Source organism: Deinococcus sonorensis KR-87 (assembly GCF_040256395.1).
GTDB classification, from domain to species: Bacteria; Deinococcota; Deinococci; order Deinococcales; family Deinococcaceae; genus Deinococcus; species Deinococcus sonorensis.
The window spans coordinates 1,465,554-1,486,784 of record NZ_CP158299.1 but is presented as its reverse complement, the minus strand read 5'-3'; the positions used below and the strand labels follow the sequence as shown (position 1 = coordinate 1,486,784).

The window sequence follows — 21,231 nt, the reverse complement described above, 5'->3', positions numbered from 1 at the left end:
TGGGCGGCTCATGCCGGGGTACGGCGGGCCACGTCCTCCAGCTGCTGCACCTGCCCCAGCGCCACGACTGTCAGTGCATCGAACGGGCGGGCCGCGAGCAGCTGTTGCACCTGGGCCAGGGTGACCGCTTCGTAGCGCTGCACCGCCGCCTGCGGGTCCAGCGCTTCGCCCAGATACAGCAGGTCCATGCCCAGCGTGTGGAGCCGGCCCTGCGGGGTCTCGGCGCGCAGCAGCGTCGCCACCGCCAGCTTGCGCCGGGCCCGCCGCACCTCGGCCTCGCTGACGCCCTCGTCCTGCAGCGTGTTCAGCACCCCGGTGTAGGCGTCCAGCACCTCGCCCAGCCGCTCCGGGTCGCAGGAGAACCCGCCCTCGAACACGCCGGTTTCGGTGTACTCGGCGTGGCCCAGGTCGGCGCTGTCCGAGAGGCCGCTGTCGAGCAGCGCCCAGTACAGCCGGCCGTTCTCGCCGCCCAGCACCTCCGACAGCACCGTGGCCGCCTCGCGCAGCGGGTCGGTGGCCGACACCCCCGGCGCGCACACGGCCACCTGCACCCGGCTGAGCCGCTCGTCGGGCATCAGGGTCAGGCCCAGGCTGCGGTCCGGCCGGTGCGGCTGCACCTCACGCTCGAAGCGGGTGGCGGGCCAGCCAGCGGTCAGCCGCTCCACCTGGGCGATCACCGCCGCCTCGTCCAGCTGACCGCACACCACCAGCGTGACCTGCGCCGCCCCGTAGCGCGCCTCGAAGTTGCGACGCAGCTGCTCCGGAGTCAGCGCGGCCACCGTCTGGGCGGTCCCCAGCACCAGATGGCCCAGCGGATGCCCGGCCCAGTAGCGCTGCCGCAGCCGGTCGAAGACCCGCGAGCCCGGCTGGTCGTCGTACATGGCGATCTCCTCCAGGATCACGCCGCGCTCCACCTCCACGTCCTCCGGGCGCAGGGCGGGCCGCATCAACTCGGTCAGGGTGTCGAGCAGGTCCGGCAGCCGCTCCGGCAGGCAGGCCGCGTGGTACACCGTCACCTCGTCGCTGGTGTAGGCGTTGGCGTTGCCGCCCAGCGTGTCCAGCCGAGCATTCAGGTCCGCGCCGCCCAGCCGCTCGGAGCCCTTGAACATCAGGTGTTCCAGAAAGTGTGACGCGCCCATCTCAGATGGAAGCTCGTCGCGGGCGCCGGTCCGCACGAAGTAGCCGGCGGCGGCCGTCTGCGCCTGCGGGTCCGTCTCCAGCAGCAGCGTCACGCCGCTCTTCAGCCGGTGCAGTCGGGGCGTCATGGCCGCCCCCCGCTCTGCTCCAGGCCCAGCGTCACCAGATTCGGCTCGCCCGGCTCCCAGCCGTCCAGGAAGCGGTTCACCGACTCCAGCGTGATCCGCTCGATCTGGGCGCGCAGCTCCGGCACGCTGCGCACGCGCCCAAACAGCGTCAGGTCGCGGGTCAGGGCGGCCACCCGGCCCCGGATGCTCTCGGCACCGAACACGGCGCCCGCCACCAGCCCCTCGCGGGCGCGCACGAACTCGTCCTCCTCCACCCCCCGCCGCAGCCGCTCCAACTCCGAAAGGAGCACCTCCAGCGTTTCTGCCGCCCGCTCCGGCGTGCTGCCCGCGTACGCCGACACGAAGCCCTGGCCCGCCAGGATCTGTGCCCCAGCGCCCACGCTGTAGGCCAGCCCGCGTTCCTCGCGCACCGACTGGAAGAGGCGGCTGGCGCTGCCGCCGGCCAGCACGCCCAGTGCCAGGTGCCACGCGAGCCAGTCGGGGCTGTCCGGGTCCACGCCGCGCCAGTACAGCGACAGGTGCGCCTGCGCGCTCTGCTCCGCGATATGTGTGACCTGCCCGGCCCGGAAGGTCAGCGGCACCGGCTCGGCCTCGCCCGGCTGCCAGTCGCCGAAGTGCCGCTGGGCCAGCTCCAGCACCTGCTGCGGCTCGTGGTCCGAGACCACGCTCATGATGCTGCCGCGCGCTCCGAAGCGGCTCCACCACGCCCGCGCCGACTCGGGCGTGATGGCTTCCAGCCCCGGGAGCGTCCCGCTGGCCGGGTGGGCGTAGCCGGCGTACGGGCCGTGCTCCGGCGGCGGAAAGGCCAGCCGGCGCGCCTCCAGGCTCAGCCGGTCGGCCGGGCTGTCGTGCAGGCCCTCCAGATCCTGACGCGCGAGGTCCAGCAGCACCTCCACCTCGTCCGGTGGCAGGTGCGGGCGGCGCAGCAGATCGGCGTGCAGCTGCATCGCCGTGTTCAGGTCCGCCGTCAGGCCGCTGGCCGTGAAGCGGCTGCCCTCCGCACCCACCCCGCCGCCGCGCCGCAGGCCCAGGTCGTCCAGCGCGTCCTGGAAGGCGTGCGCGTCGCGCCCGGCGGCACCCTTGCTCAGCCACTCCTCCACCATGCTGGCGGTGCCCTGCTGCCCGTGCGGATCGTGGGCGCTGCCCAGCGGCACCCGCAGGTCAAAAGCAAAGCCGGGCCCGCGGCGCTGCTCGCAGGCCACGGTCAGGCCATTGGGGAGGGTCTGCACGACGGTGGACGGGGGGGCGGTGAGCGGGGCCATTGATGCGGAGTGTAGCGCGGGGCCGCCCCAGGCCAGCGTGCCCTGGGTCAGGGTTGGCGGACGCGCGTCCTCAGCGCCAGTCGGCGCCCAGCCCGTCCTGCAGCGCGTCGCGGATGCCGCTGGCGATGCCGAAGGCCACCCGGTCCAGGTAGTTGGTGTCCTGCAGGTTCTGGCCATCGATCGGGTGGCTGGCGTACCCGATCTCGACCAGCGCCGCCGGAATGTGCGACAGGCGCAGCACCGCCAGCGACTTGTTGTTCTTGAGTCCGCGTGAGTAGGCGGCGGTGCTGTCGATCACGTCGCGCTGCAGGTCGCCGGCCAGCGCCTGCGAGCTGGGATTGTTGCGGTTCCACCACGTCTCGACACCGTAGCCGAGCAGCGCGGAGCGGGACTCGGTGCTGTTGACGTGGATGCTCACGAACAGCTGCGCCCGGCCGGTACCGAGCGCGGCCCGCAGGCCCAGGTCGGTGGCCTTGTCGGCATTGAGCGCCACGTCCCCGTCGCGGGTCATCAGCACGTCCACGCCGGCCGGCTGCAACATGCTGCGGACACGCCGGGCCACATCCAACGTGACCTGCTTCTCCACCACGCTGCCGATGGCGCCAGGATCGTTGCCGCCGTGGCCGGGGTCCAGCACCACCCGCGGCAGGTTGGGCGTCCCGCTGAAGGCCAGCAGGCCACTGCGCGAGCTGACCAGCCGGGCCACCGCCTTGCCGCCCAGCGGCGACAGGTCGGCCAGGGCCGGCGAGAAGTCCAGCGCCAGCCGCGACAGGGTGCTGCCCTCGGTGGGCGGCAGCAGCACCATCCGCCAGCCGTTGCGCTGCGACAGCGGGGTGGCGGTGGTGAGCGTGACGGCCACCCCAGTCAGCCCGGCCGTGTAGCTCCAGCCGCGCAGCTCCGGCGAGATGGCTTGGGCGCTCTGCACGGGCGCCGAGACGCCGGTCAGGTCCAGCCGCAGCCCCAGCGGCAGCAGCGTGACCCGGTAGCCGGTACCGGGCGGCAGGTCCAGCACCACCCGGGTCAGCCCCGGATTCTTGCCGATGCGCGGCGCGGCCACGCTGGCCTGGGGCGGCAGCGTGCCGGGCACCACGCCGGCCGTCTGACGCACGGCGGGACTCGGGGCAAGGGGCGGCGTGGCCTCCGGCAGCGCCGCCGGCTGCGGCGTCACGGCGTCACCCGGCGGCAGCTGGTCCGCGGTGGGTGTGGGCAGCACCGTGCGCCCGGGTGGCGGGTCGGTGGGCGCCGCCGAGGGACTCGCCACCGCCTGCACCGCGCCGCGCACGGAAGCGCCCGCGCCGCCCGCCACGGTGCTGCCCAGCTGCAGGATCAGCACCCGGCCCCCGGTGGCGATGGTGGCCTCGGTAGCGCTCCAGCCGGTCTGCAGCCCCAGTGGGAACGGCGTGCTCAGCAGCGCCTGGGCACCGCCCTCCACCGGGGTCAGCTGGTAGCCGCTGACCATGGCGCCCAGGCTGCCCTGCTGCAGCGGCTGGGCCACCACGCCGCGCACATCCAGGCGCAGGCCGCTGAAGGTGGGGGTCAGGGTGTAGCTGAGCCCGGCCGGCAGGTCAAAGACCACCCGCGTCACGCTGCCGCTGGTGCTGGCGCGCGGCGGCCCGAAGGCCGGGAGACGACTGCTGGCCACCGGCGTGGAGACGGCCGGGCCGGACGGCGCCAGGCTGGGGATCACCACACTCGGCGCCGAACGCAGGAAGGGGTCGGTGGCCTGGGCAGACGCGGCGCCGCCCGCCACCGAGAGCGTCACCAGCAGGGTCAGCCGCTGGAGCCGGCCCCAGCGCGTTTGCGAATCAGCGAAGGAGATCATGAACTGAAGCCCACTGTAGCGAGGCCAGCCGTGAGAAGCGCGTCTGGGCGCTCATTAATCAGCTCTGACGTCCCGGATGGGCCACAATACGGGCATGGACCCGACCCACCCCAACTGGACCCGCCTGCAGCCGGACGCCGAGCAGCCCTGGACCGTCACCGAGCACGCACAGCTGCTCGGCCCGCCGCGCATCATGGTGCGCGACCGGGTGCGGACTCCGGCCGGCGCCGAGTTCGATTACGTGTACCGCCCGCGCGGCCCCCAGGCCGTGTTCGTGCTGCCGGTCACGGCCGAGGGCGAGGCGGTGCTGATCCGGCAGTACCGCCATCCGCTGCAGGCGCAGATCCATGAGGTGGTGGCCGGCGGGGTGGAGGCGGGCGAGACGCTGGCGCAGGCGGCGGCCCGCGAACTGCAGGAGGAGGTGGGCGGCACGGCCAGCGGGTGGCTGGCCCTGCCCGCCTTCTATCCGCAGCCGAGCATCAGCGGCGTGGTGTTCTATCCGCTGCTGGCGCTAGACGTGACGCTGGGGCCGCCCACCCCCGAGGACAGCGAGCTGATTGAACGGCAGCTGCTGCCGCTGCCGGAGGTGTACCGCCGCCTGCTGGCCGGCGAGATTCAGGATGGCCCCAGCAGCCTGGTGCTGTTCCACGCCCGCCCGCACCTGGAGGCGCGGGGCCTGCTGTGAGCGCCCAGCCGTACCGGACGCTGGCCGGGCCGCACCGCCACGACGCCCTGATCCAGCAGAGCGAGTTCCTGGCCTTCGCGGATCGGGCCGACACCCCGGAAGACGCGCACGCCTGGGTGCAGCGGCTGCGCCAGCAGCGTCCGGACGCCACCCACGTCTGCTGGGCCTATCAGATCGGGCCGGCCTACCGCTTCCACGACGACGGCGAGCCGGGTGGCACCGCCGGAGCCCCGATGCTGCGGGCCATCCAGGGCCAGGGGCTGGACCATGTGGTGGTGGCGGTGGTGCGCTACTACGGCGGGGTCAAGCTCGGCACCGGCGGGCTGGCCCGCGCCTACGGAGGCACGGCAGCCGAATGTCTGCGCACCGCGCCCCAGCTGGAGGTGCGTCCCCGCCTGCCGGTAACGCTGGAGGTCCCCTTTGATCAGGTCAGCGCGGCCTACCACCTGCTGGGGCAGCTGGACGCGGTGCGCGGCGAGGAGCAGTACGGCCCGGCGGGCCTGCGGATGGCGCTGCAGCTGGAGCCCGAGCAGATCGCCCCGTTCCGGAAGGCGCTACAGGACGCGACCCGGGGACAGGCCCAGCTGCTGGAAGGCACCCCTCCCCCACCCGGCTGAGCCCCGCCAGACAGGGGGAGCCTTCATTCCATCTTCACGCTAAGCTCAGCCCATGACCGCCTACGACCCGGAACTGCTGGCGCTGCTGACCCTGCGCTTCACGCCGGGCCTGGGGCCACGGCGCACCGAAGCGCTGCGGCGTGCCTGCGGGTCGGCCCAGGCGGTGCTGCGCGCCCGGCCGGAGCAGCTGCGCGCGGTGCCGGGGCTGGATGCCCGCTCGCTGGCCGCGCTGAGCACCCCGGATGCAGCCAGCGAGCGGGCCCGCCGCGAGCTGGACAACGCGGCCACCTTCGGGGCCACGCTGCTGGGACGGGGCCTGCCCGGGTATCCGGAAGCGCTGGAGGCGCTGGGCGATCCGCCGGCGGTGCTGTGGCTGCGCGGCACGCTGCCGGAGCTGGCCACCGTGCCGCGCGCCATCGGGGTGGTGGGCACCCGCAAGGCCAGCAGTTCCGCACTGCAGCTCAGCGCGCGGATCAGCGCCGAACTGGCCCGTGCCAGCGTGGTGGTGGTGTCGGGGCTGGCGCGCGGCATCGACACCGCGGCGCACACGGCGGCGGTGCAGGCGGGCGGCGAGAGCATCGGCATTCTGGGCAGCGGCCTGGACCAGCTGTACCCGCCGGAGAACCGGGCGCTGGCGGCGCAGCTGACCGTGCTGAGCGAGTATCCGCTCGGCACCCGGCCGGCGGCCCACAACTTTCCGGGGCGCAACCGCCTGATTGCGGCGCTGTCGGCCGGCAGCCTGGTGGTGGAGGGGGAGCGGACCAGCGGCGCCATGATCACGGCCACCCACGCGCTGGAGTGTGGCCGCACCGTGTTCGCGGTGCCGGGCCGGGCCGGCGACCCGCTGGCGCAGGGACCGCATCAGCTGCTGCGCGAGGGCGCAGTGCTGACCGAGCACGCCCAGGACATCCTGGACGAGCTGGGCTGGAGCGGCCCTGGAGCGTTGCCCGCGCCCGAGCTGCCGGCCGATCAGGCGCGGGTCTGGGGCGAGCTGGCGCAGCCGGCCACTTTGGACGACCTGCTGTCGCGCACCGGCCTGCCCCACCCGGAACTGCAGATGGCCCTGATGATGCTGCAGCTTGGCGGTCACCTGGACGAGCAGGCGGGCCGTTACCTGCGCCGCTGAGCCCTCAGGCGAGGTGCTGCGGCCCGAAGTCTTTCTCGATGCGCACCTCCACGGCGCCCGGCACGCTGACGCCCTCGTTCAGCGGGTTCAGCAGGTCCTCCAGCTGAGCGGCGAGGCCGACGGTCAGCGCGCCGCCATGGGCGTGGACCCCTCCGTCCTGCAGCGGGTCCAATCGCACCGACCAGCCGCCGCCCGCCCAGCCGAGCCGCAGTTCCAGCGGCTGGCGGCGCAGCAACATGTCCACCTCCAGGTCGTCCAGCCGCACCCGCACCCCGCGCCCGGTCCAGCGCACCTTCATGCCCGACGCTCCTGTGTGGCTCTGGTCATGGCGGCAGTGTAGCGGTCGGGCCGGCGCGCCCTTGCGTGTTACCATTTCTGCGGTTCACACCCAGGAGGCGGCACATGCAGAAACTGTTGATGGTCGGTGCGCTGGGGGTGCTGGCGCTCGCTTCGTGCAACCGGGCGGCGGTGGTGGGCAGCGCCAAGACCTACGCCTTTGCCAACATGGGGCTGGCCAGCTACTCCAAGGCGGCCGGGACTGCCACCGTGACCCAGTTCAGCACCAACGACACCGGCACGGTGCTGATTGCCAGCGGCCTGCTGCCCAGTACCGCCTATGTGGCGCACTACCACGCGGTGGGCACCGCCAGCACCGACCCCTGCAGATCTGCCGGTCCTATCGTGGACGGCATGATCGGTGGCGAAGCGGTGCAGTCGGACGCGGGCGGCACCCTGACCCTCAAGGGCCTGGACACCACCTCGGCCCTGAGCAGCGCCAAGTACATCAACATCCACGAGGCGGCCAGCCTGGCCACCGTGCCGCTGTGCGCCGACCTGAGCAAGAGCCCGGTCAAGCAGTAACCAAAAAGGCCGCCCGGCAGATGCGGGCGGCCGAAACACTGGTCCTGCGCTTCAGGCGATCAGGCCGAGGGTGCGGGCGCGGCTGACCGCCTGGGTGCGGTCGCCGGCGTCCAGCTTGGTGTACAGCCGGGCCAGGTGGTCCTTGATGGTGTCGGGGCTGACGCCCAGGCTGCGGGCGATCTCTTTGTTGCTGTACCCCTGCGCCAGCAGCGGCAGCACGTCCGACTCGCGGGGCGTCAGGCGCGGCACGCTCACCTGCGGCAGCCGGTTGATGTCCGGGCGCGCCACGATGTCGCGCAGCTGACGGGCCAGCTCCTCCGGCGGCGTCTCCTTGCTGACGTAGCCGCGCGCACCAGCGTCGCGCGCCGCCTGCACGATGGCCGGCTCCGCGAAGGTGGTGATCAGCACGCACACGATGCCGGGCGCCTCCTGCTTGAGGCGGGCGCACACCTCGATGCCGGTCAGACCCGGCATCTTGATGTCCAGCAGCGCGGCATCCGGGCGGTGACGCAGGCAGGCTTCCAGCGCCTGGGTGCCGTCGCTGGCCTGAGCCACGACCTCGAAGCCCTGATCGCGCAGCGCGTACCCCAGGCCCATCAGGAAGAGCGGATGATCATCGGCAATGACTAGTTTCACGGGTGTACCTCCGGAGGAATGTGCTCGGACGGCGAGGGGGTGTGAGGGGCAGCGGACGGTACAGCACTTGGAAGATGAAGCGTCATCACGGTCTGATCGGCTTCACGGGTATAGAGCAGACTTCCTCCGTGCGCCTCGGCCACACGGCGCACGATGTACAGGCCCAGACCGGCGGTTCCGGCGGTGTAATGCTGACCGGCAATCTCCACCGGTTGGGCGTTGAACGGCTGGGCCAGCGACTCGATGCTGGAGGCCAGCCCCGGTCCGTCATCCAGCACCGACAGGCCCGCCGGTCCGGCCCGCAGCGTCACCTGCCGGCGGGCGTAGCGCAGGGCGTTGTCGGTCAGGTTGGCCAGGGCACGTTCCAGCACGGCGGCGTCCACCTCCGCGTCCCAGTGGCCCTGCGGCGCCACCGTCAGCCGGATACCGCGCAGTTCCGCCTGACTCTGCAGCCGGGCCGCCACCCGCTCCATCAGGGCGTTCAGGTCGGTGGGCGCCCGGTTCAGGTGCACGTCCTCGCGCTCGTAGCGGTGGGCGTCGGCCATCTGCTGCACCAGCCCCAGCAACCGCTGGTTCTCGGTGAGCAGGTGGTCGCCCAGCGCGTGCCGCTCCAGCTCCGGCAGCGGCCGGTGTGCCAGCGTGCGGATCAGGTGGCCGGTGGCGATCAGCGGGGTCTTGAGGTCATGGACCAGGGTGGCCATGAAGGCTCCGCGCCGCTGCTGCTCGGTGTGCAGCCCCCGCAGCAGCTGCGAGAACGCCTGCCGCAGCGCCACGATCTCGCTGGGATCGTCCGAATGGGCGCCGGCCGGCGCCTGCGCGTCGAAGGTCGCACTTTCCAGCTCGCTCTCCAGCCGCAGCAGTGGGCGCAGCATGGTGGCCGACAGGATCCAGCCCACCGCAGCGCTCAGCACGGCCACCAGCAGCAGCCACAACGCCAGCGGCACGGCGCCGCCGAACAGCCCCAGGCTCCGGCCCGCGCTGAGGGTCAGCGCGGCGTTGGGGATGAAGGCGAGCAGAAAGACCACCAGCGTGAACTGCGCACGCAAGGTATTCCACCGCCGTCTCACCGTCATCCTGCGGCAAGTGTACGGACCCCCCTCTGACAAAACCCACACAGCTCTCAGACTTCGGGGGTGGGGGGAGGGTGGCTCCGAAACAAATCCGAAAAACCAGCGCCCAGTGCAGATCCGGCAAAATGCATGATGAGGCAAAGAGCTGCGGCCCGTCTGTTGAACCAGACGGGCCGCAGCTGCAGTCAGGACACTTACAGGCTGATCAGGAAGGGATCTTCCAGCGCCTCACAGATGAAGCGCACGAAGCGGGCGGCGTCGGCCCCGTCAATCAGCCGGTGGTCGTAGGTCAGGCTGAGCGGCAGCATGTTGCGCGGCTCGAAGCTGCCCGTCTCGCGGTTCCAGACCGGCTCGAAGCCGCCCCGGCTGACGCCCAGGATCGCCACTTCCGGCGGGTTCACGATCGGGGTGAAGGCGTGGCCGCCGATGCCGCCCAGGTTGCTGATGCTGAAGGTGGCGCCCTGCATCTCGTCGGGCTTCAGCTTGCGGTCACGCGCCTTGCCGGCGATCTCGCCGATCTCGACGGCCAGCTCGGTGATGCTCTTGCGGTCCACGTCGCGCATCACCGGCACCAGCAGGCCGTTGGGCGTGTCCACCGCCACGCCGATGTGCACGTAGTCCTTGTAGATCACCTGATTGTTGGTGAGGTCCAGGCTGGCCCCGAACTTGGGGAACTTCCGCAGCGCGTTGGCCACCACCTTCATCAGGATGACGGTCATGGTGAGCTTGCCACCCGCCTTCTCGACCCGCGCCCCGAAGGCCTTGCGGACCTCCTCCATGCGGGTCACGTCGGCCTTGTCGAAGTGGGTGACCATCGGGATGGTGGTCCAGGCCTGGGTCATGCTGCGGACCGTCGCCTTGCGGATGCCGCTCATGTCCTCGGCGCGGATGGTGCCCCACTTGGCGAAATCGGGGAGCTTGGCCGCCTGGGGAGCGGCAACCGGAGCGGCTGCGGGCTGGGCCGCCGGGGCCTGAGCCGCTGGAGTCGGAGCCGGCTGGGCCTGCGGCTGGGGCACCTGACCGCCGCCCCGCACGTCCGCCTCACTGATGCGTCCGGCGATGCCGCTGCCGTGAACGTTCAGCAGGTCCACGCCCAGCTCACGCGCCAGCCGCCGCACGCTGGGCGCGGCATGCACGACCACCCGTCCGTCATAGGTCTGGGTGTTGTAGGTGCCGGGTGCCTTCGGGAACTGCGCGGCTGGCTGCTCGCCACCCACCTGGGCGCCGCTCGGCAGCGGCGCGCTCCCCACCTCGGTGGGTGAGGGGGCGGGCGTGGCCGGCTGGGCCGGAGCCGGGCCGGTGGGGGTCGCCGGAGCGGTGGCCGGGCTGGACGCGGGCGTGGCCGCCCCCCCCTGCAGCGTCAGGATGACGCCGCCCACCTTGACGGTGTCGCCCTCCTTGACCCGCACCTCCGCCACCGTCCCGGCGCCGCTGCTCGGCACCTCAACAACGGCCTTGTCGGTCTCGATCTCAATGATGGCCTGGCCCTCGGTGATGCTGTCGCCCGGCTTGACCAGCACCGTTACCACCGTGCCCTGCTCCACGTTGTCGCCTACTTCAGGCAGCGTCACCTCGGCTCCGGCGCTGGCGGTCGGTGCAGGAGCAGCGGGTGTGCTGGCCGCCGGCTCGGCCTGCTCCTTCTGGCTCTGCTGCTGTGCCTGGGCCACCCGGCCTGCGGTGCCGGTATCGGCAGTGGTGCTGCTGTCCGGTTCGGCCAGGTTGCTGTCCGGCTCGGTCTGCCGCATCGGCACCGCAGTGTCGCCCGCCGGGGCTGCTGCACCGCCGCCCTCGCCCAGCGTCAGGATCACGCCGCCCACCGGCACCGTGTCGCCCTCCTTGACGCGCACTTCCGCCACGGTCCCGGCGCTGCTGCTCGGCACCTCAACGACGGCCTTGTCGGTCTCGATCTCGATGATGGCCTGGCCCTCGGTGATGCTGTCGCCGGGCTTCACCAGCACCGTCACCACCGTGCCCTGTTCGATGTTGTCGCCCACTTCGGGGAGCTTGACGTCCTGTGCCATGCGGTACTCCTTTGAAAACGTCCGGCTGTCGTCCGGTCAGCGACCGGGGAGCAGCGGGGACTTCGGATGAAATGACGTGTCAACCGGGCCGAGGGGCGGGCAGGCCAGAGGCCGCCCTCCCGTCAGCGCTGGACCGGGCTCAGACGCTCCGGATCGATCCCGAAGTCGGTCAGGGCCTTCTGGACCACGTCCGGCTTGATCTTCTTGTCGCGCAGCAGGGCGTAGAGCGTCATGACCACGATGTGCTTGGCGTCCACCTCGAAGAAGTCGCGCAGCTCCTCACGCGCCTCGCTGCGGCCGAAGCCGTCGGTGCCGAGGGTCCAGAGCTTGCGGTCCAGGTGACCGTTCAGGCCGTCGGCCCCCAGCTTGACGTAGTCCGAGACGCTGATCAGCACGCCGGGCGCGTTCTCCCGGCTCAGCTGCTGCGCCACGTAGCTGGTCTTGGGCTCCGCCAGCGGGTGCAGCATGTTCTCGCGCTGCACCTCCAGCGCGTCCTGGTGCAGCGCCTTGTAGCTGGTCACGCTCCACAGGTCGGCGGCCACCCCGTAGCCTTCCAGCAGCGTCACCGCTTCCTGGGCCGCCACCATGCTGGGACCGCTGGCCAGGATCTGCGCCTGCAGCTTGCCGCCCTTCTCGCTGCGCTTCAGGCGGTACAGGCCCTTCAGGATGCCCTGCACCACCGCCTCGCGGTTCTCCTGCGGCATCGGCAGCTGCACGTAGTTCTCGTTCTCGACGGTGATGTAGTAGAAGACGTCCTTGCCGTCCACGTACATCTCGCGGATGCCCTCCTCCACGATCACCGCGATCTCGTAGGCGAAGGCCGGGTCATAGACGCGCAGGTTCGGGACCACGTACGCCTGCAGCATCGAGTTGCCGTCCTGGTGCTGCAGCCCCTCGCCCGCCAGGGTGGTGCGGCCGGCGGTGGCCCCCACCAGGAAGCCCTTGGTGCGCTGATCGGCGGCGGCCCACACCAGGTCCCCGATGCGCTGCATGCCGAACATGCTGTAGTACACGTAGAAGGGAATGGTGGGCACGCCGTGGACCGCGTAGGCGGTGCCGGCCGCGATGAAGCTGGCCATCGCGCCGTCCTCGGTGATGCCTTCCTCCAGCATCTGGCCGTCCTTGGCTTCCTTGTAGGCCATCAGCGAGCCGCTGTCCACCGGGGTGTAGGTCTGGCCGCGCGGGCTGTAGATGCCGATGCGCGGCACCAGCGCGTCCATGCCGAAGGTCCGGGCCTCGTCCGGCACGATCGGCACCACGTACTTGCCGATGTTCTTGTCGCGCAGCAGCTTGCTCAGCACCTGCACCATCGCCATGGTGGTGCTGACCTGCCGCTCGCCGCTGCCGCGGGCGTACTCCTCGTAGAACTCCGCGCCCGGCACCTCCGGCACCGGGTAGTTCACGACCCGCGCGGGCACGAAGCCGCCCAGGGCTTCCCGCCGCTCCAGCGCGTACTTCACTTCCGGGCTGTCGGCGCCGGGGTGGTAGTACTCCAGGTGCTCCACCTGATCGTCGGTCAGCGGCAGCTCCAAGAAGGTGCGCAGGTCCTTAAGGGCGTGGAAGTCCAGCTTCTTGACCTGGTGGGCCACGTTGCGGCCCTGAGCGCTCTCGCCCAGCGCGTAGCCCTTGACGGTCCGAGCGATGATCACGGTGGGGCTGCCCTGGTGCCGCGTGGCGCTCTCGTAGGCGGCGTACACCTTGTGCACGTCGTGGCCGCCGCGGTTCAGCAGCTCCAGATCGGCGTCGGACCAGCCCTCAATCAGCGCCTGCAGTTCCGGCGTGTTGAAGAACTTCTCGCGCAGCTCCTTGCCGCCGAAGGCCGCGTAGCGCTGCGACTCCCCGTCCACCAGCAGCTCGAAGCGCTTGACGATGGCGCCGTTGTAGTCCTTGCTGAGCAGCTCGTCCCACTTGGTGTCCCACACCACCTTGATGACGTTCCAGCCGGCGCCTCGGAACAGCGCCTCGAACTCCTGGATCACCTTGCTGTTCGCACGCACCGGCCCGTCCAGGCGCTGCAGGTTGGCGTTCAGCACGAACACGATGTTGTCGAGGTTCTCGTAGGCGGCAAACCGCAGCGCCCCGATGCTCTGCGGCTCGTCCATCTCACCGTCACCCAGGAAGGCCCAGACCTTGCTGTCGCCCTTCGGCTTGAGGCCCCGGTTCTCCAGGTACTTGATAAAACGCGCCTGATAGATCGCCTGGATCGGGCCCAGGCCCATGCTGACGGTGGGGAACTCCCAGTAGTCGGGCATCAGCCAGGGGTGCGGGTAGCTGGACAGGCCCGGACCCTCCGGGCTCAGCTCGCGGCGGAAGCGGTCCAGGGTGGCGGCGTCGAAGCGGCCCTCCAGGAAGCTGCGCGAGTACACGCCGGGGCTGGCGTGGCCCTGGAAGAACACCAGGTCGCGGCTCTCGCCCGCGCCGTGTCCCCGGAAGAAGTGGTTGAAGCCCACTTCCAGCAGCTCGGCGCTGGAGGCGTAGGTGGCGAGGTGGCCGCCGATGCCGTCGCTGGCCTTGTTGGCCTTGACCACCATCGCCACGGCGTTCCAGCGCACGATGTTGCGGATCTTGCGCTCCAGCTCCACGTCGCCGGGGTACTCGGGCTGCGCCTCCACATCAATGGTGTTGATGTAGGGGGTGTTCTGCTTGAACTGAATCGGCGCGCCGTGGAAGTAGGCGTAGTGATCCAGGTCCTCCAGCAGCCGCGCAGCCCGCTCGTCGCCGGCGTCGGCCATCACGAAGGCCAGCGAGTCCAACCATTCCTGCGTTTCCAGCTCGTTCAGCTTCTGGCGCTCCTGGATCGGCAGCCTCGTTCTGGGTGTGCTGGGTTTTTCCGGTGTTTTGGTCATGGCCTTCCCCCTTGTGCTGCAATCTGTTCCATCTTGACCCCACTCCTTCGGCGTGCCGTCCGCATCGGCTCAAGACGGTTTTAGGCAGTTTGCCTGTAGTCTAGGCCGCAGATTGGCCGGCGCCAACAAGGAAAAGCTGTCCGATTCACCGCTGCCGGTGGTCAATGCGGCAGACTGAGGGCATGACTCCACGTTCAGACGGCATCCGGTTCGACCGCCGCCCGCATCATGAGCATTGAACTCCGGCACCTGCGGCACTTCGTGGCGCTCGCGGAGGAGGGCCACTTCGGGCGGGCTGCCGAGCGGGTGTACGTGGTGCAGCAGGCCATGAGCAGCAGCATCCGCAGCCTGGAGGAGGAGGTGGGCGTGCCGCTGGTGCGACGGACCACCCGGCGCGTGCAGCTGACCCCGGCCGGCGAGGCGTTTCTGGAAGTGGCCCGGGCCACGCTCTCGGAGCTGGGGCGCGGCGTGGAGCGGGCACGGCAGGCGGCGCGCGGCGAGGTGGGCCGCCTGGGCATCGGCTTCGTCAGCGGGCTGGCGTTTGGAGGCCTGCCGGACATCGTGCGGCGCTACCGCGAACTGTACCCGCACGTGGCGGTGGACCTGCAGGAACTGACCGCCCAGGAGCAGGAGGCGGCGCTGCGGGCCGGCAGCATTGACGTGGGGCTGATGCTGCTGCCGGTCCGCGACCCGGGCCTGCAGACCGAGGCGCTGTGGCGCCAGGAGCTGGTGGTGGCGCTGCCGAGCTCGCATCCGCTGACCCGCCGGCGCCGCCTGCACATCGCGGACCTCAAGGACGAGCCGTTCGTGTTCTTCCCACGGGCGGTGCGGGCCACCTACTTCGATCAGGTGATGCGCTGGTGCGCGGCCTCCGGATTTACGCCCCGCATCGTGCAGGAGGCCATCGAGGTGCCTACCCTGCTGAGTCTGGTGGCGGCCGGGCTGGGCGTCTTCCTGCCGATCCGCTTCTTTGAGCGGGTCAGCCTGCCGGGCGTCAGCTACCGGCCGCTGCAGGACGCCCCAACCGTGGACATCGTGGCTGTCTGGCCACGCGAAGGCCACAGCCCGGTGGTCACGGCCTTTCTGGAGGTGGCCCGGGAAGTGCTGGCCGCCGGGCCAACCTAGCGAGCGGGGCCACCGGGAACACAGCTCCCCGGTGGCCCCGCTCGCCAGACAACAAAAAAGCCCAGCCGGAGCTGGACTTTTTGTGTGGTGCCGAAGATGGGACTTGAACCCACACGCCTCGCGGCGCTAGTCCCTGAAACTAGTGCGTCTACCAATTCCGCCACCTCGGCGCCCAGGGCTCCGCTAGATTATACGAGGGTCCCCAGGTTGTCAAGCGCTGTGGTGCAAACCAGTCCACCGCACAGCAGGACGGCCCGAGGGTGCTCCCCGGGCCGTCCTGCTGTGCGGTTCAGCGCGTCAGCCAGTCGAGGCTGCTCTTGAGCAGCGACGCCCTGGAAGTGGGCGTCAGGCCCTCCAGGCCGAAGCCCATGGTGATGGTGCGGTACTTGCCGGCGTCGTTCAGCACGATCGCTCCGGCCTCCTCGCTGGCAAACTGCGCCTTGACCTTCGGCTGCTGGGTCTTCTGGCCGCCCAGCGCCTGGGTCAGGATGCTGCCGATCACGTTCTGGGCGAAGTCCGTGACCAGGCCGCGCACGTCGGTGACCTTCTGGCGGGTACGGGTGTCGTTCTGGTCCACCCGAATCGACTGGGCGGTGATGGTGCCGGCGGTGGCGCCCGCCGAGCCCCAGGTGCCGGCCACCACGCTGCTGCCGATGTTGCTGATCACGTCCGGGTAGTACTGGTTCATGGCGCTGCCCTGGGCGTTGAGGGTGTAGGCCACGTTGCCGAGCGCCCCGCTGGTCACGAACTTGCTGGTGCCGGAGGAGTCGGCCACCAGCCGGGTCTTGAGGGTGCCCTGGTAGAAGCTGCTGTCCCCGATGTCGTAGCCGATGTCCTGACCGGTCACGATCAGGCGGCCACCTGCCGCCAGGTACTGCTGCAGCACCGCCTGGTCGGCCGGCTCGATGGTGTTCTCGTACTGCTCGCCGCTGGCCCAGATCACCACGTCGTAACGCTGCAGTTCCGAGAGTGGCAGCACGCCCCGGGCGCCCCGGTCCCACACGAAGGCCCCGCCGGGCGCTGCGTTGCTCTTGACCGCGTCACGCAGGGCGGCCGTCACATCGGCCCCCTGCCCCTTGTCGTCGTCCACCAGCAGGATGGTCGGCTTGCTGCCGTTGCCGGCGGCGGGCGGCGCGGGGGTGGGAGCGGGCGCTGGCTGCTGGGCCGGCGGGTCCTTGATGAAGCAGGCCTTGGGGGTGCCCACGATCGGGTCGCCCAGGGTCGCGTTGTTGCAGTTCACGCCATTCGTGCGGGTGCTGTAGTTGTACTTGCCGTTGGCCCCGTACGCCAGCAGTTTGGTGCCGGAGAAGTCGCACTTGCCGCCGCCCACCGCGCAGAAGTCGTATCCGCTGGGGCCGGTCGGCCGGGTGGCCGGCTGCGGCGCTGGAGCGGGGGCCGGCTGGGGCTGGGGTTGGGGCGCGGGCTGAGGCTGCGGTGCAGGCGTCGGGGCGGGCGGGGTGCTGCCGGTGCTGGTGCTCACGCCCAGCTTGGCCAGCGCTCCGGGCAGGCTGATCAGGCCGTAGCCGCTGGTGTTGTTCTTCTGGCCGCCGTTGGAGGCGCTCTGGTACAGCGCGTTCTTGATGCTGTCCAGGCTGCTGCCCGGCTTGGCGCTGAGCATCACGGCCACCGCGCCCGCCGCGATCGGCGCGGCCTGCGAGGTGCCGCTGCGCGAGCCGTAGCCGCCGCCCGGGTAGCTGCTGGTGATGTCCACGCCAGGGGCCACCACGTCCGGCTTCACGAAGGTGCCGCTGTAGGCGCCGGTCCAGTTGACCGGCCCGCGCGAGCTGAAGCTGGCCACGCTGCCGCCCTGGTCCACCGCGCCCACGCCGATCACGTCCGGAATGTTGCCGGGGCTGCCGGTGCTGCCGGGGTTCGGCCCGAAGTTGCCGATGGCGAACACCGGCACCACGCCGGCCTTGATCATGTTCTGCACCGGGGTCACGAACTCCTGGTAGGTGCCCTGCAGGCCCAGCGACATGCTGACCACGTTGGCCCCGTCGTTGGTGTCGGCGTTGTTGTCCGGGTCCAGCACCCACTGCATGCCGGCGATCACCTGGGCGAAGGTGCCTTCCGAGTTCGGCAGCACCAGCGCGCTGATCACCTTGGCGTCCGGCGCCACGCCCACCGTCTTGCCCACCAGCAGCCCGGCGGTGTGGGTGCCGTGCTGCTCGGTGTCGTGCGGGCTGCTGCCCTGCACCCGGTCGCCGTCGGCGTTGAACTCGGCGTAGGCGGCGATCTTGCCGGCCAGCTCCGGGCTGTTCGCGTCAATGCCGGTGTCCAGGTGCCCGATACGGACCCCCTGGCCCCGGAACCCGGCGGCCCAGGCCTGCGGCGCGCCCACCTTCTGCAGGTGCCAGGGCGTGCCGGCCGGCGCCGAGGACGCGCTGAGCGCGGCGGCGCGCGGCACCTGCACCCGGAAGTTCTCGAAGATCTCGTCCACGATCGGCAGGGTGGCGAGCAGCCGCGCCTGGCCGGGCGTCATCTTCAGGAACACCGACTGGTCCAGCCACAGCTCCGCGCCCGACTGCTGAATGGCGCTGCGCACGAAGCCGGCGGACGGCCCCAGCTTGTCGATGGCGCCCTGCAGCTGCTGGCGCAGGTTCTTGAAGGCGGTGCGGCCCCGGGCATCGTTGGCCAGCTTGAAGCGCACGATCACCCCGACCGGGGCGGTGGAGCCGCTCTGGGCTTTCTTCAGAATGCTGGGGTCCAGGCGGCCTGCATCGGCGGCGCCCAGACCGGCCACTGAGAGGGCCAGCCCCAGCATCACAATCGCTCTGTTTCTCATGCGGGCAGCGTAGCGCCCACCCCATGACCGGCCCTGAAGGAAGCCTGAGGAACGCTTAAGAAGGCGTCAGCTGGGCATCAGGACCTGGGGCGGCCCGGCCCTCACTTCAGCAGCACCGGACTGGCCTGCACCCGCACCCGGTAGAGGGCGTAGGGTTTCACGCGCTGATCTCTTCCCCAGTGGTACCCCCCCTGACGGTTCAATTGATCCGAAAGGATGTACAGGTACCCGCCGTGGAGGGCCAGCGTGTCGGGCCAGATCAGGCGCGGGTCGCGCACCACCGTGTCGAAGGTGCCGTCCGGCGCGCGGCGGAAGATGGCGTTCTGTTCGAAGTTGGTGGTGTAGATGCGCCCCAGGGTGTCCTCGCCCAGCCCGTCCGACACGCCCTTCTCGCCCAGGTCCTTCACCTGCGCGCTCAACTGCGCGTCGGTGACGCTGCGGTCGCGCAGGGCCACCGTGGGCACCGCGTACAGCCGGCGTGAGGCCAGCGGCGTGTAGTACAGCGTGGCCCCGTCCGGGCTGATGGCGATGCCGTCACTGTTGAGCGCCACGTACTTGGCCGGCCCGCCTTTGGGCCGCTGGAACAGCGCGGCCCCGTCAGTGAACGGCACGAACTGCGGGGTGGCCTTCACGCTGCGGTCGCCGGTCAGCCGCCGCACGCTCTGCCCGCTGGCCAGGTCCACCACGATGATGCCGCCGCCCGATTTCGCGCCCGAGTCGGTGATGTAGGCCACCCCGTCCTGGCCCTGCCCCAGGTCAATGCGCAGGTCGTTGAGGTAGGTGCTGGGCAGCACCACGTTGGCCGGGAAGCGGATGGTGCGCACCACTCGGTTGGTGCGGGTGTCGATGCCCACCAGCTTCGGCGCCTGCTGCCCCAGGATCGGGCCGAGGTTGACGGTGCCGGTGTCCAGCACCCATAGCCGGTCGCGGGCGTCCACCACCAGCCCCTGCACGCCGACGAAGCGGTCCACGTTCAGCGGCACCGTCTGGCTGTTCATGACCCCGCTGGGGTACGGCACCTCGCGCCCGTCCTTCAGCTCCGCGATGCTGAACGGCACCGGGTCCTCCCAGCGCGGATACGAGATGAAGATGCGGCCCTGGCTGTTGACCGCCACGCCCACCGGCATGTGGCCGTAGAAGGCGTGCACCAGCTCCAGTGGCGCGCCCACCTGCACCTTGGCGGCCGGCAGCGAGCGGGGCGCGGGAGCGGCAGACAGCGCCGGGGCCGTCATCAGGGCGAGGGTGGCGAGGGTCAGGCGGAGTGGGACGGGCAGGCGGCTTGGCATGTCTCACCCTTTCCCGCTCAGGTGAGCCTGCACCTCCAGCCCACTTCAGGCCAGTTGAGCCGGACGTTAGCGGAACCGGAGCCGACCTGAAGGAAGAGTCCACCTTTCAGAACAGCTCGTCCAGCAGGCGGTAATACGTCAGCCGCGCCGGGTCGACGAAGGAGCGGCCGTAGGTGTCCAGAAACAGCGCGGCCGCCTCCGGGCCGATGTTGTGGCGCAGGCTGCGCTCGGCCAGCGCCAGATCGGCGTGGCGGTCGGCCAGTCCGGCGCGGCCCACGTCCACGAAGCCTTCCACATACTCGCCGGCCATCAGCACGTTGGGCAGACACGCGTCACCGTGCGTGACCACGAGGTCCTCGTGCGGGGGGCGGGTGCGGCGCAGTTCCTCCAGCACCCAGGCCGCCCCTCTCCCCTGCCGCTCCGGGTCGAAGTCGGTCACGTCCACCAGCCCCGCCTCCACCCGCTCCCGGGCCAGCCGCAGCATGACGGCCAGCGTCATGGTGAAGGGACAGTCGCGCACCGGCAGGGCGTGCAGTTCCCGCAGGGCGCGGGCCAGCAGGGTCGCCACCCGCTCCGGGTGCAGCAGCGCGTCGGGGTGGTGCATCGGCACGCCCGGCAGCCGGGTCATGGCCAGGAATTCGCGGTCGGGGGTCAGCTCGTATCCCACCACCTGCGGCACCGGCACCCGCCCGGCCAGCCAGCGCAGCCGGGCCTGCTCCTCCTGAAGTGGCCGCTGCAGCGCCCGCCGGGGCATCACCTTCAGCACGTAGCGCTGTGAGCGCCACACCCCCGCCCCCGACATCCCGTCGGTGACCGGCTCCCAGCGGGCGGCCGGCACCACCCGGCGCAGCGTGTCCGGCAGCTCCGGCAGGCGGTCCACCGCTACAGCCCGCCCCGCACCACCCACAGCAGCACCAGCACCGCCAGCACCACCAGGGCCAGCCGCACCAGCTGCACCGTGCGCTGGGTGCCGGGGTTGGAGCGCAGTTCGTCGTCGTCGCGCTGGCGATGGTGGCGCATGCTCAGCCGCTGCCCGGCCCGGATGGCGCGCACCGACTCGTGCATGCGGTTCTGGCGGCGCAGCGCGACGCCCAGGTTGTGGTGCGCCCCGGCATACTCGGCGTTCAGCAGGATGGCCTCGCGGTACAGCCGCTCCGCTTCCACCGCGTTGCCCTGTTCCAGCGCCAGGTTGCCCCGGTTGGTCAGCGCCCGGTAGTGGCCGGGGTCGTGTGCCAGCGCCTGCATGAACCACGCCTCGGCCTGCTCGTTGTGGTCCAGCAGCGCGTGCAGCACCCCCAGGGCGTTCATGGCCTCGGCCCGGGTGAACGCCTCCTCCAGGGCCGGCTGCAGCTGGGTTTCCAGAACTGCCGGGTCGCTGATCTGCTGGCGGTCGGTGGCGTCCAGCGCCTGCCAGCCGGCCTCCAGCGGCGCCAGCGGCACGGTGGCGGCAAAGGGGGTGCGGTCGGCGGGCTCCAGCCCCTCCACGGCGGTCCGGTAGCCGCTCAGCGCGCGGTGGGCTGCGGCCAGCCGCCGGGCGCGCAGTGCCTCCTGCAGGGTGTAGAGCTCGTCCAGCGCCGTCTGCACCGGGGCGGGCGCGTGGCCCAGCCGGGCGGCGGCCAGGGCGCGCCGGTACTCACGCTGCCGCAGGTACTGCCCCCAGTCGAGGTTCAGGGCGGCGTCTGGGGAAGGCGGAGAGGCGGTCATGCCGCGAGTATAAAGTCGTGCGGGCGCGGCACCGTCCCTGCGGCACCATTCAGGCAGACGCGGGCCATTTGGTGCCGTGGCCCCGAGACGCTAGGGTAGGAGGCGGCTGGCCTGCGCCGG

At 71.0% G+C, this 21,231-nt stretch carries 17 protein-coding genes and 1 tRNA gene; 5 read left to right on the top strand and 13 right to left on the bottom strand.

The features are described from left to right. Positions 1-8 precede the first annotated feature (8 nt). The 3 genes from ABOD76_RS12565 to ABOD76_RS12555 form a co-directional block, all read right to left on the bottom strand. Positions 9-1,265: a M16 family metallopeptidase gene (locus tag ABOD76_RS12565; protein WP_350245199.1), complete on the bottom strand. Its 1,257-nt coding sequence runs from the start codon at positions 1,263-1,265 to the stop codon at positions 9-11. Continuing rightward, the gene (locus tag ABOD76_RS12560) at positions 1,262-2,527 is read right to left on the bottom strand and encodes a M16 family metallopeptidase (protein ID WP_350245197.1); all 1,266 of its coding nucleotides are present in this window, start codon (positions 2,525-2,527) and stop codon (positions 1,262-1,264) included. The genes ABOD76_RS12565 and ABOD76_RS12560 overlap by 4 nt, the downstream gene beginning before the upstream one ends. A gap of 70 nt (positions 2,528-2,597) precedes the next feature. Further along, positions 2,598-4,349, bottom strand: a complete 1,752-nt coding sequence (locus ABOD76_RS12555; RefSeq protein ID WP_350245195.1) for an N-acetylmuramoyl-L-alanine amidase family protein — start codon at positions 4,347-4,349, stop codon at positions 2,598-2,600. Between the two features lie 94 nt (positions 4,350-4,443). On the opposite strand from ABOD76_RS12555, the gene ABOD76_RS12550 reads away from it, so the two are divergent. The 3 genes from ABOD76_RS12550 to dprA are packed head-to-tail and all read left to right on the top strand — an operon-like array spanning position 4,444 to position 6,777. Continuing rightward, a complete protein-coding gene (locus tag ABOD76_RS12550; protein ID WP_350245194.1) occupies positions 4,444-5,034 on the top strand; it encodes an NUDIX hydrolase in 591 nt (196 codons plus the stop codon). After that, positions 5,031-5,651: an IMPACT family protein gene (locus ABOD76_RS12545; protein ID WP_350245193.1), complete on the top strand. Its 621-nt coding sequence runs from the start codon at positions 5,031-5,033 to the stop codon at positions 5,649-5,651. The genes ABOD76_RS12550 and ABOD76_RS12545 overlap by 4 nt, the downstream gene beginning before the upstream one ends. Before the next feature lie 52 nt (positions 5,652-5,703). Then, the gene (dprA, locus tag ABOD76_RS12540) at positions 5,704-6,777 is read left to right on the top strand and encodes a DNA-processing protein DprA (protein WP_350245192.1); all 1,074 of its coding nucleotides are present in this window, start codon (positions 5,704-5,706) and stop codon (positions 6,775-6,777) included. Positions 6,778-6,781: 4 nt separating this feature from the next. Here dprA and ABOD76_RS12535 read toward each other — a convergent pair whose 3' ends face one another. After that, complete coding sequence (locus tag ABOD76_RS12535) at positions 6,782-7,075, bottom strand: hypothetical protein (RefSeq protein ID WP_350245191.1); 294 nt, start codon at positions 7,073-7,075, stop codon at positions 6,782-6,784. 104 nt (positions 7,076-7,179) lie between these two features. Between ABOD76_RS12535 and ABOD76_RS12530 the strand changes: the two genes are divergently transcribed. Next, the gene (locus ABOD76_RS12530; RefSeq protein ID WP_350245190.1) at positions 7,180-7,638 is read left to right on the top strand and encodes a hypothetical protein; all 459 of its coding nucleotides are present in this window, start codon (positions 7,180-7,182) and stop codon (positions 7,636-7,638) included. Between the two features lie 51 nt (positions 7,639-7,689). Here ABOD76_RS12530 and ABOD76_RS12525 read toward each other — a convergent pair whose 3' ends face one another. The 4 genes from ABOD76_RS12525 to aceE form a co-directional block, all read right to left on the bottom strand. Then, positions 7,690-8,274, bottom strand: a complete 585-nt coding sequence (locus ABOD76_RS12525; RefSeq protein WP_350245189.1) for a response regulator transcription factor — start codon at positions 8,272-8,274, stop codon at positions 7,690-7,692. Further along, positions 8,271-9,347 carry a sensor histidine kinase gene (locus ABOD76_RS12520; protein ID WP_350245188.1) on the bottom strand — a complete coding sequence of 359 codons (1,077 nt, stop codon included), beginning with the start codon at positions 9,345-9,347 and terminating at the stop codon, positions 8,271-8,273. The genes ABOD76_RS12525 and ABOD76_RS12520 overlap by 4 nt, the downstream gene beginning before the upstream one ends. A gap of 191 nt (positions 9,348-9,538) precedes the next feature. Next, complete coding sequence (gene aceF, locus ABOD76_RS12515; RefSeq protein ID WP_350245187.1) at positions 9,539-11,365, bottom strand: dihydrolipoyllysine-residue acetyltransferase; 1,827 nt, start codon at positions 11,363-11,365, stop codon at positions 9,539-9,541. Between the two features lie 122 nt (positions 11,366-11,487). Then, positions 11,488-14,211 (bottom strand): pyruvate dehydrogenase (acetyl-transferring), homodimeric type, encoded by a 2,724-nt coding sequence (aceE, locus tag ABOD76_RS12510; protein ID WP_350245186.1) that lies wholly within the window; start codon positions 14,209-14,211, stop codon positions 11,488-11,490. A gap of 234 nt (positions 14,212-14,445) precedes the next feature. On the opposite strand from aceE, the gene ABOD76_RS12505 reads away from it, so the two are divergent. Then, positions 14,446-15,336 (top strand): LysR family transcriptional regulator, encoded by an 891-nt coding sequence (locus ABOD76_RS12505; RefSeq protein WP_350245261.1) that lies wholly within the window; start codon positions 14,446-14,448, stop codon positions 15,334-15,336. Positions 15,337-15,421: 85 nt separating this feature from the next. On the opposite strand, the gene ABOD76_RS12500 is transcribed toward ABOD76_RS12505, so the two are convergent. The 5 genes from ABOD76_RS12500 to ABOD76_RS12480 form a co-directional block, all read right to left on the bottom strand. Then, a tRNA-Leu gene (locus ABOD76_RS12500) sits at positions 15,422-15,506 on the bottom strand. Positions 15,507-15,625: 119 nt separating this feature from the next. After that, the gene (locus tag ABOD76_RS12495; protein WP_350245185.1) at positions 15,626-18,121 is read right to left on the bottom strand and encodes a S8 family peptidase; all 2,496 of its coding nucleotides are present in this window, start codon (positions 18,119-18,121) and stop codon (positions 15,626-15,628) included. Positions 18,122-18,222: 101 nt separating this feature from the next. Next, positions 18,223-19,407 (bottom strand): L-dopachrome tautomerase-related protein, encoded by a 1,185-nt coding sequence (locus ABOD76_RS12490; RefSeq protein ID WP_350245184.1) that lies wholly within the window; start codon positions 19,405-19,407, stop codon positions 18,223-18,225. A 106-nt stretch (positions 19,408-19,513) separates the two neighbouring features. After that, positions 19,514-20,287: an APH(3') family aminoglycoside O-phosphotransferase gene (locus ABOD76_RS12485; protein WP_350245183.1), complete on the bottom strand. Its 774-nt coding sequence runs from the start codon at positions 20,285-20,287 to the stop codon at positions 19,514-19,516. Positions 20,288-20,289: 2 nt separating this feature from the next. Beyond that, positions 20,290-21,111 carry a tetratricopeptide repeat protein gene (locus ABOD76_RS12480; RefSeq protein ID WP_350245182.1) on the bottom strand — a complete coding sequence of 274 codons (822 nt, stop codon included), beginning with the start codon at positions 21,109-21,111 and terminating at the stop codon, positions 20,290-20,292. Positions 21,112-21,231 lie beyond the last annotated feature (120 nt).

Bases quoted from the DNA above. Each gene is read 5' to 3' on its own strand.
- ABOD76_RS12555 (WP_350245195.1), bottom strand. From the start codon at position 4,349: ATGATCTCCTTCGCTGATTCGCAAACGCGCTGGGGCCGGCTCCAGCGG.
- ABOD76_RS12565 (WP_350245199.1), bottom strand. From the start codon at position 1,265: ATGACGCCCCGACTGCACCGGCTGAAGAGCGGCGTGACGCTGCTGCTG.
- aceF (WP_350245187.1), bottom strand. From the start codon at position 11,365: ATGGCACAGGACGTCAAGCTCCCCGAAGTGGGCGACAACATCGAACAG.
- ABOD76_RS12535 (WP_350245191.1), bottom strand. From the start codon at position 7,075: ATGAAGGTGCGCTGGACCGGGCGCGGGGTGCGGGTGCGGCTGGACGAC.
- dprA (WP_350245192.1), top strand. From the start codon at position 5,704: ATGACCGCCTACGACCCGGAACTGCTGGCGCTGCTGACCCTGCGCTTC.
- ABOD76_RS12520 (WP_350245188.1), bottom strand. From the start codon at position 9,347: ATGACGGTGAGACGGCGGTGGAATACCTTGCGTGCGCAGTTCACGCTG.
- ABOD76_RS12560 (WP_350245197.1), bottom strand. From the start codon at position 2,527: ATGGCCCCGCTCACCGCCCCCCCGTCCACCGTCGTGCAGACCCTCCCC.
- ABOD76_RS12490 (WP_350245184.1), bottom strand. From the start codon at position 19,407: ATGCCAAGCCGCCTGCCCGTCCCACTCCGCCTGACCCTCGCCACCCTC.
- ABOD76_RS12550 (WP_350245194.1), top strand. From the start codon at position 4,444: ATGGACCCGACCCACCCCAACTGGACCCGCCTGCAGCCGGACGCCGAG.
- aceE (WP_350245186.1), bottom strand. From the start codon at position 14,211: ATGACCAAAACACCGGAAAAACCCAGCACACCCAGAACGAGGCTGCCG.
- ABOD76_RS12495 (WP_350245185.1), bottom strand. From the start codon at position 18,121: ATGAGAAACAGAGCGATTGTGATGCTGGGGCTGGCCCTCTCAGTGGCC.
- ABOD76_RS12480 (WP_350245182.1), bottom strand. From the start codon at position 21,111: ATGACCGCCTCTCCGCCTTCCCCAGACGCCGCCCTGAACCTCGACTGG.
- ABOD76_RS12530 (WP_350245190.1), top strand. From the start codon at position 7,180: ATGCAGAAACTGTTGATGGTCGGTGCGCTGGGGGTGCTGGCGCTCGCT.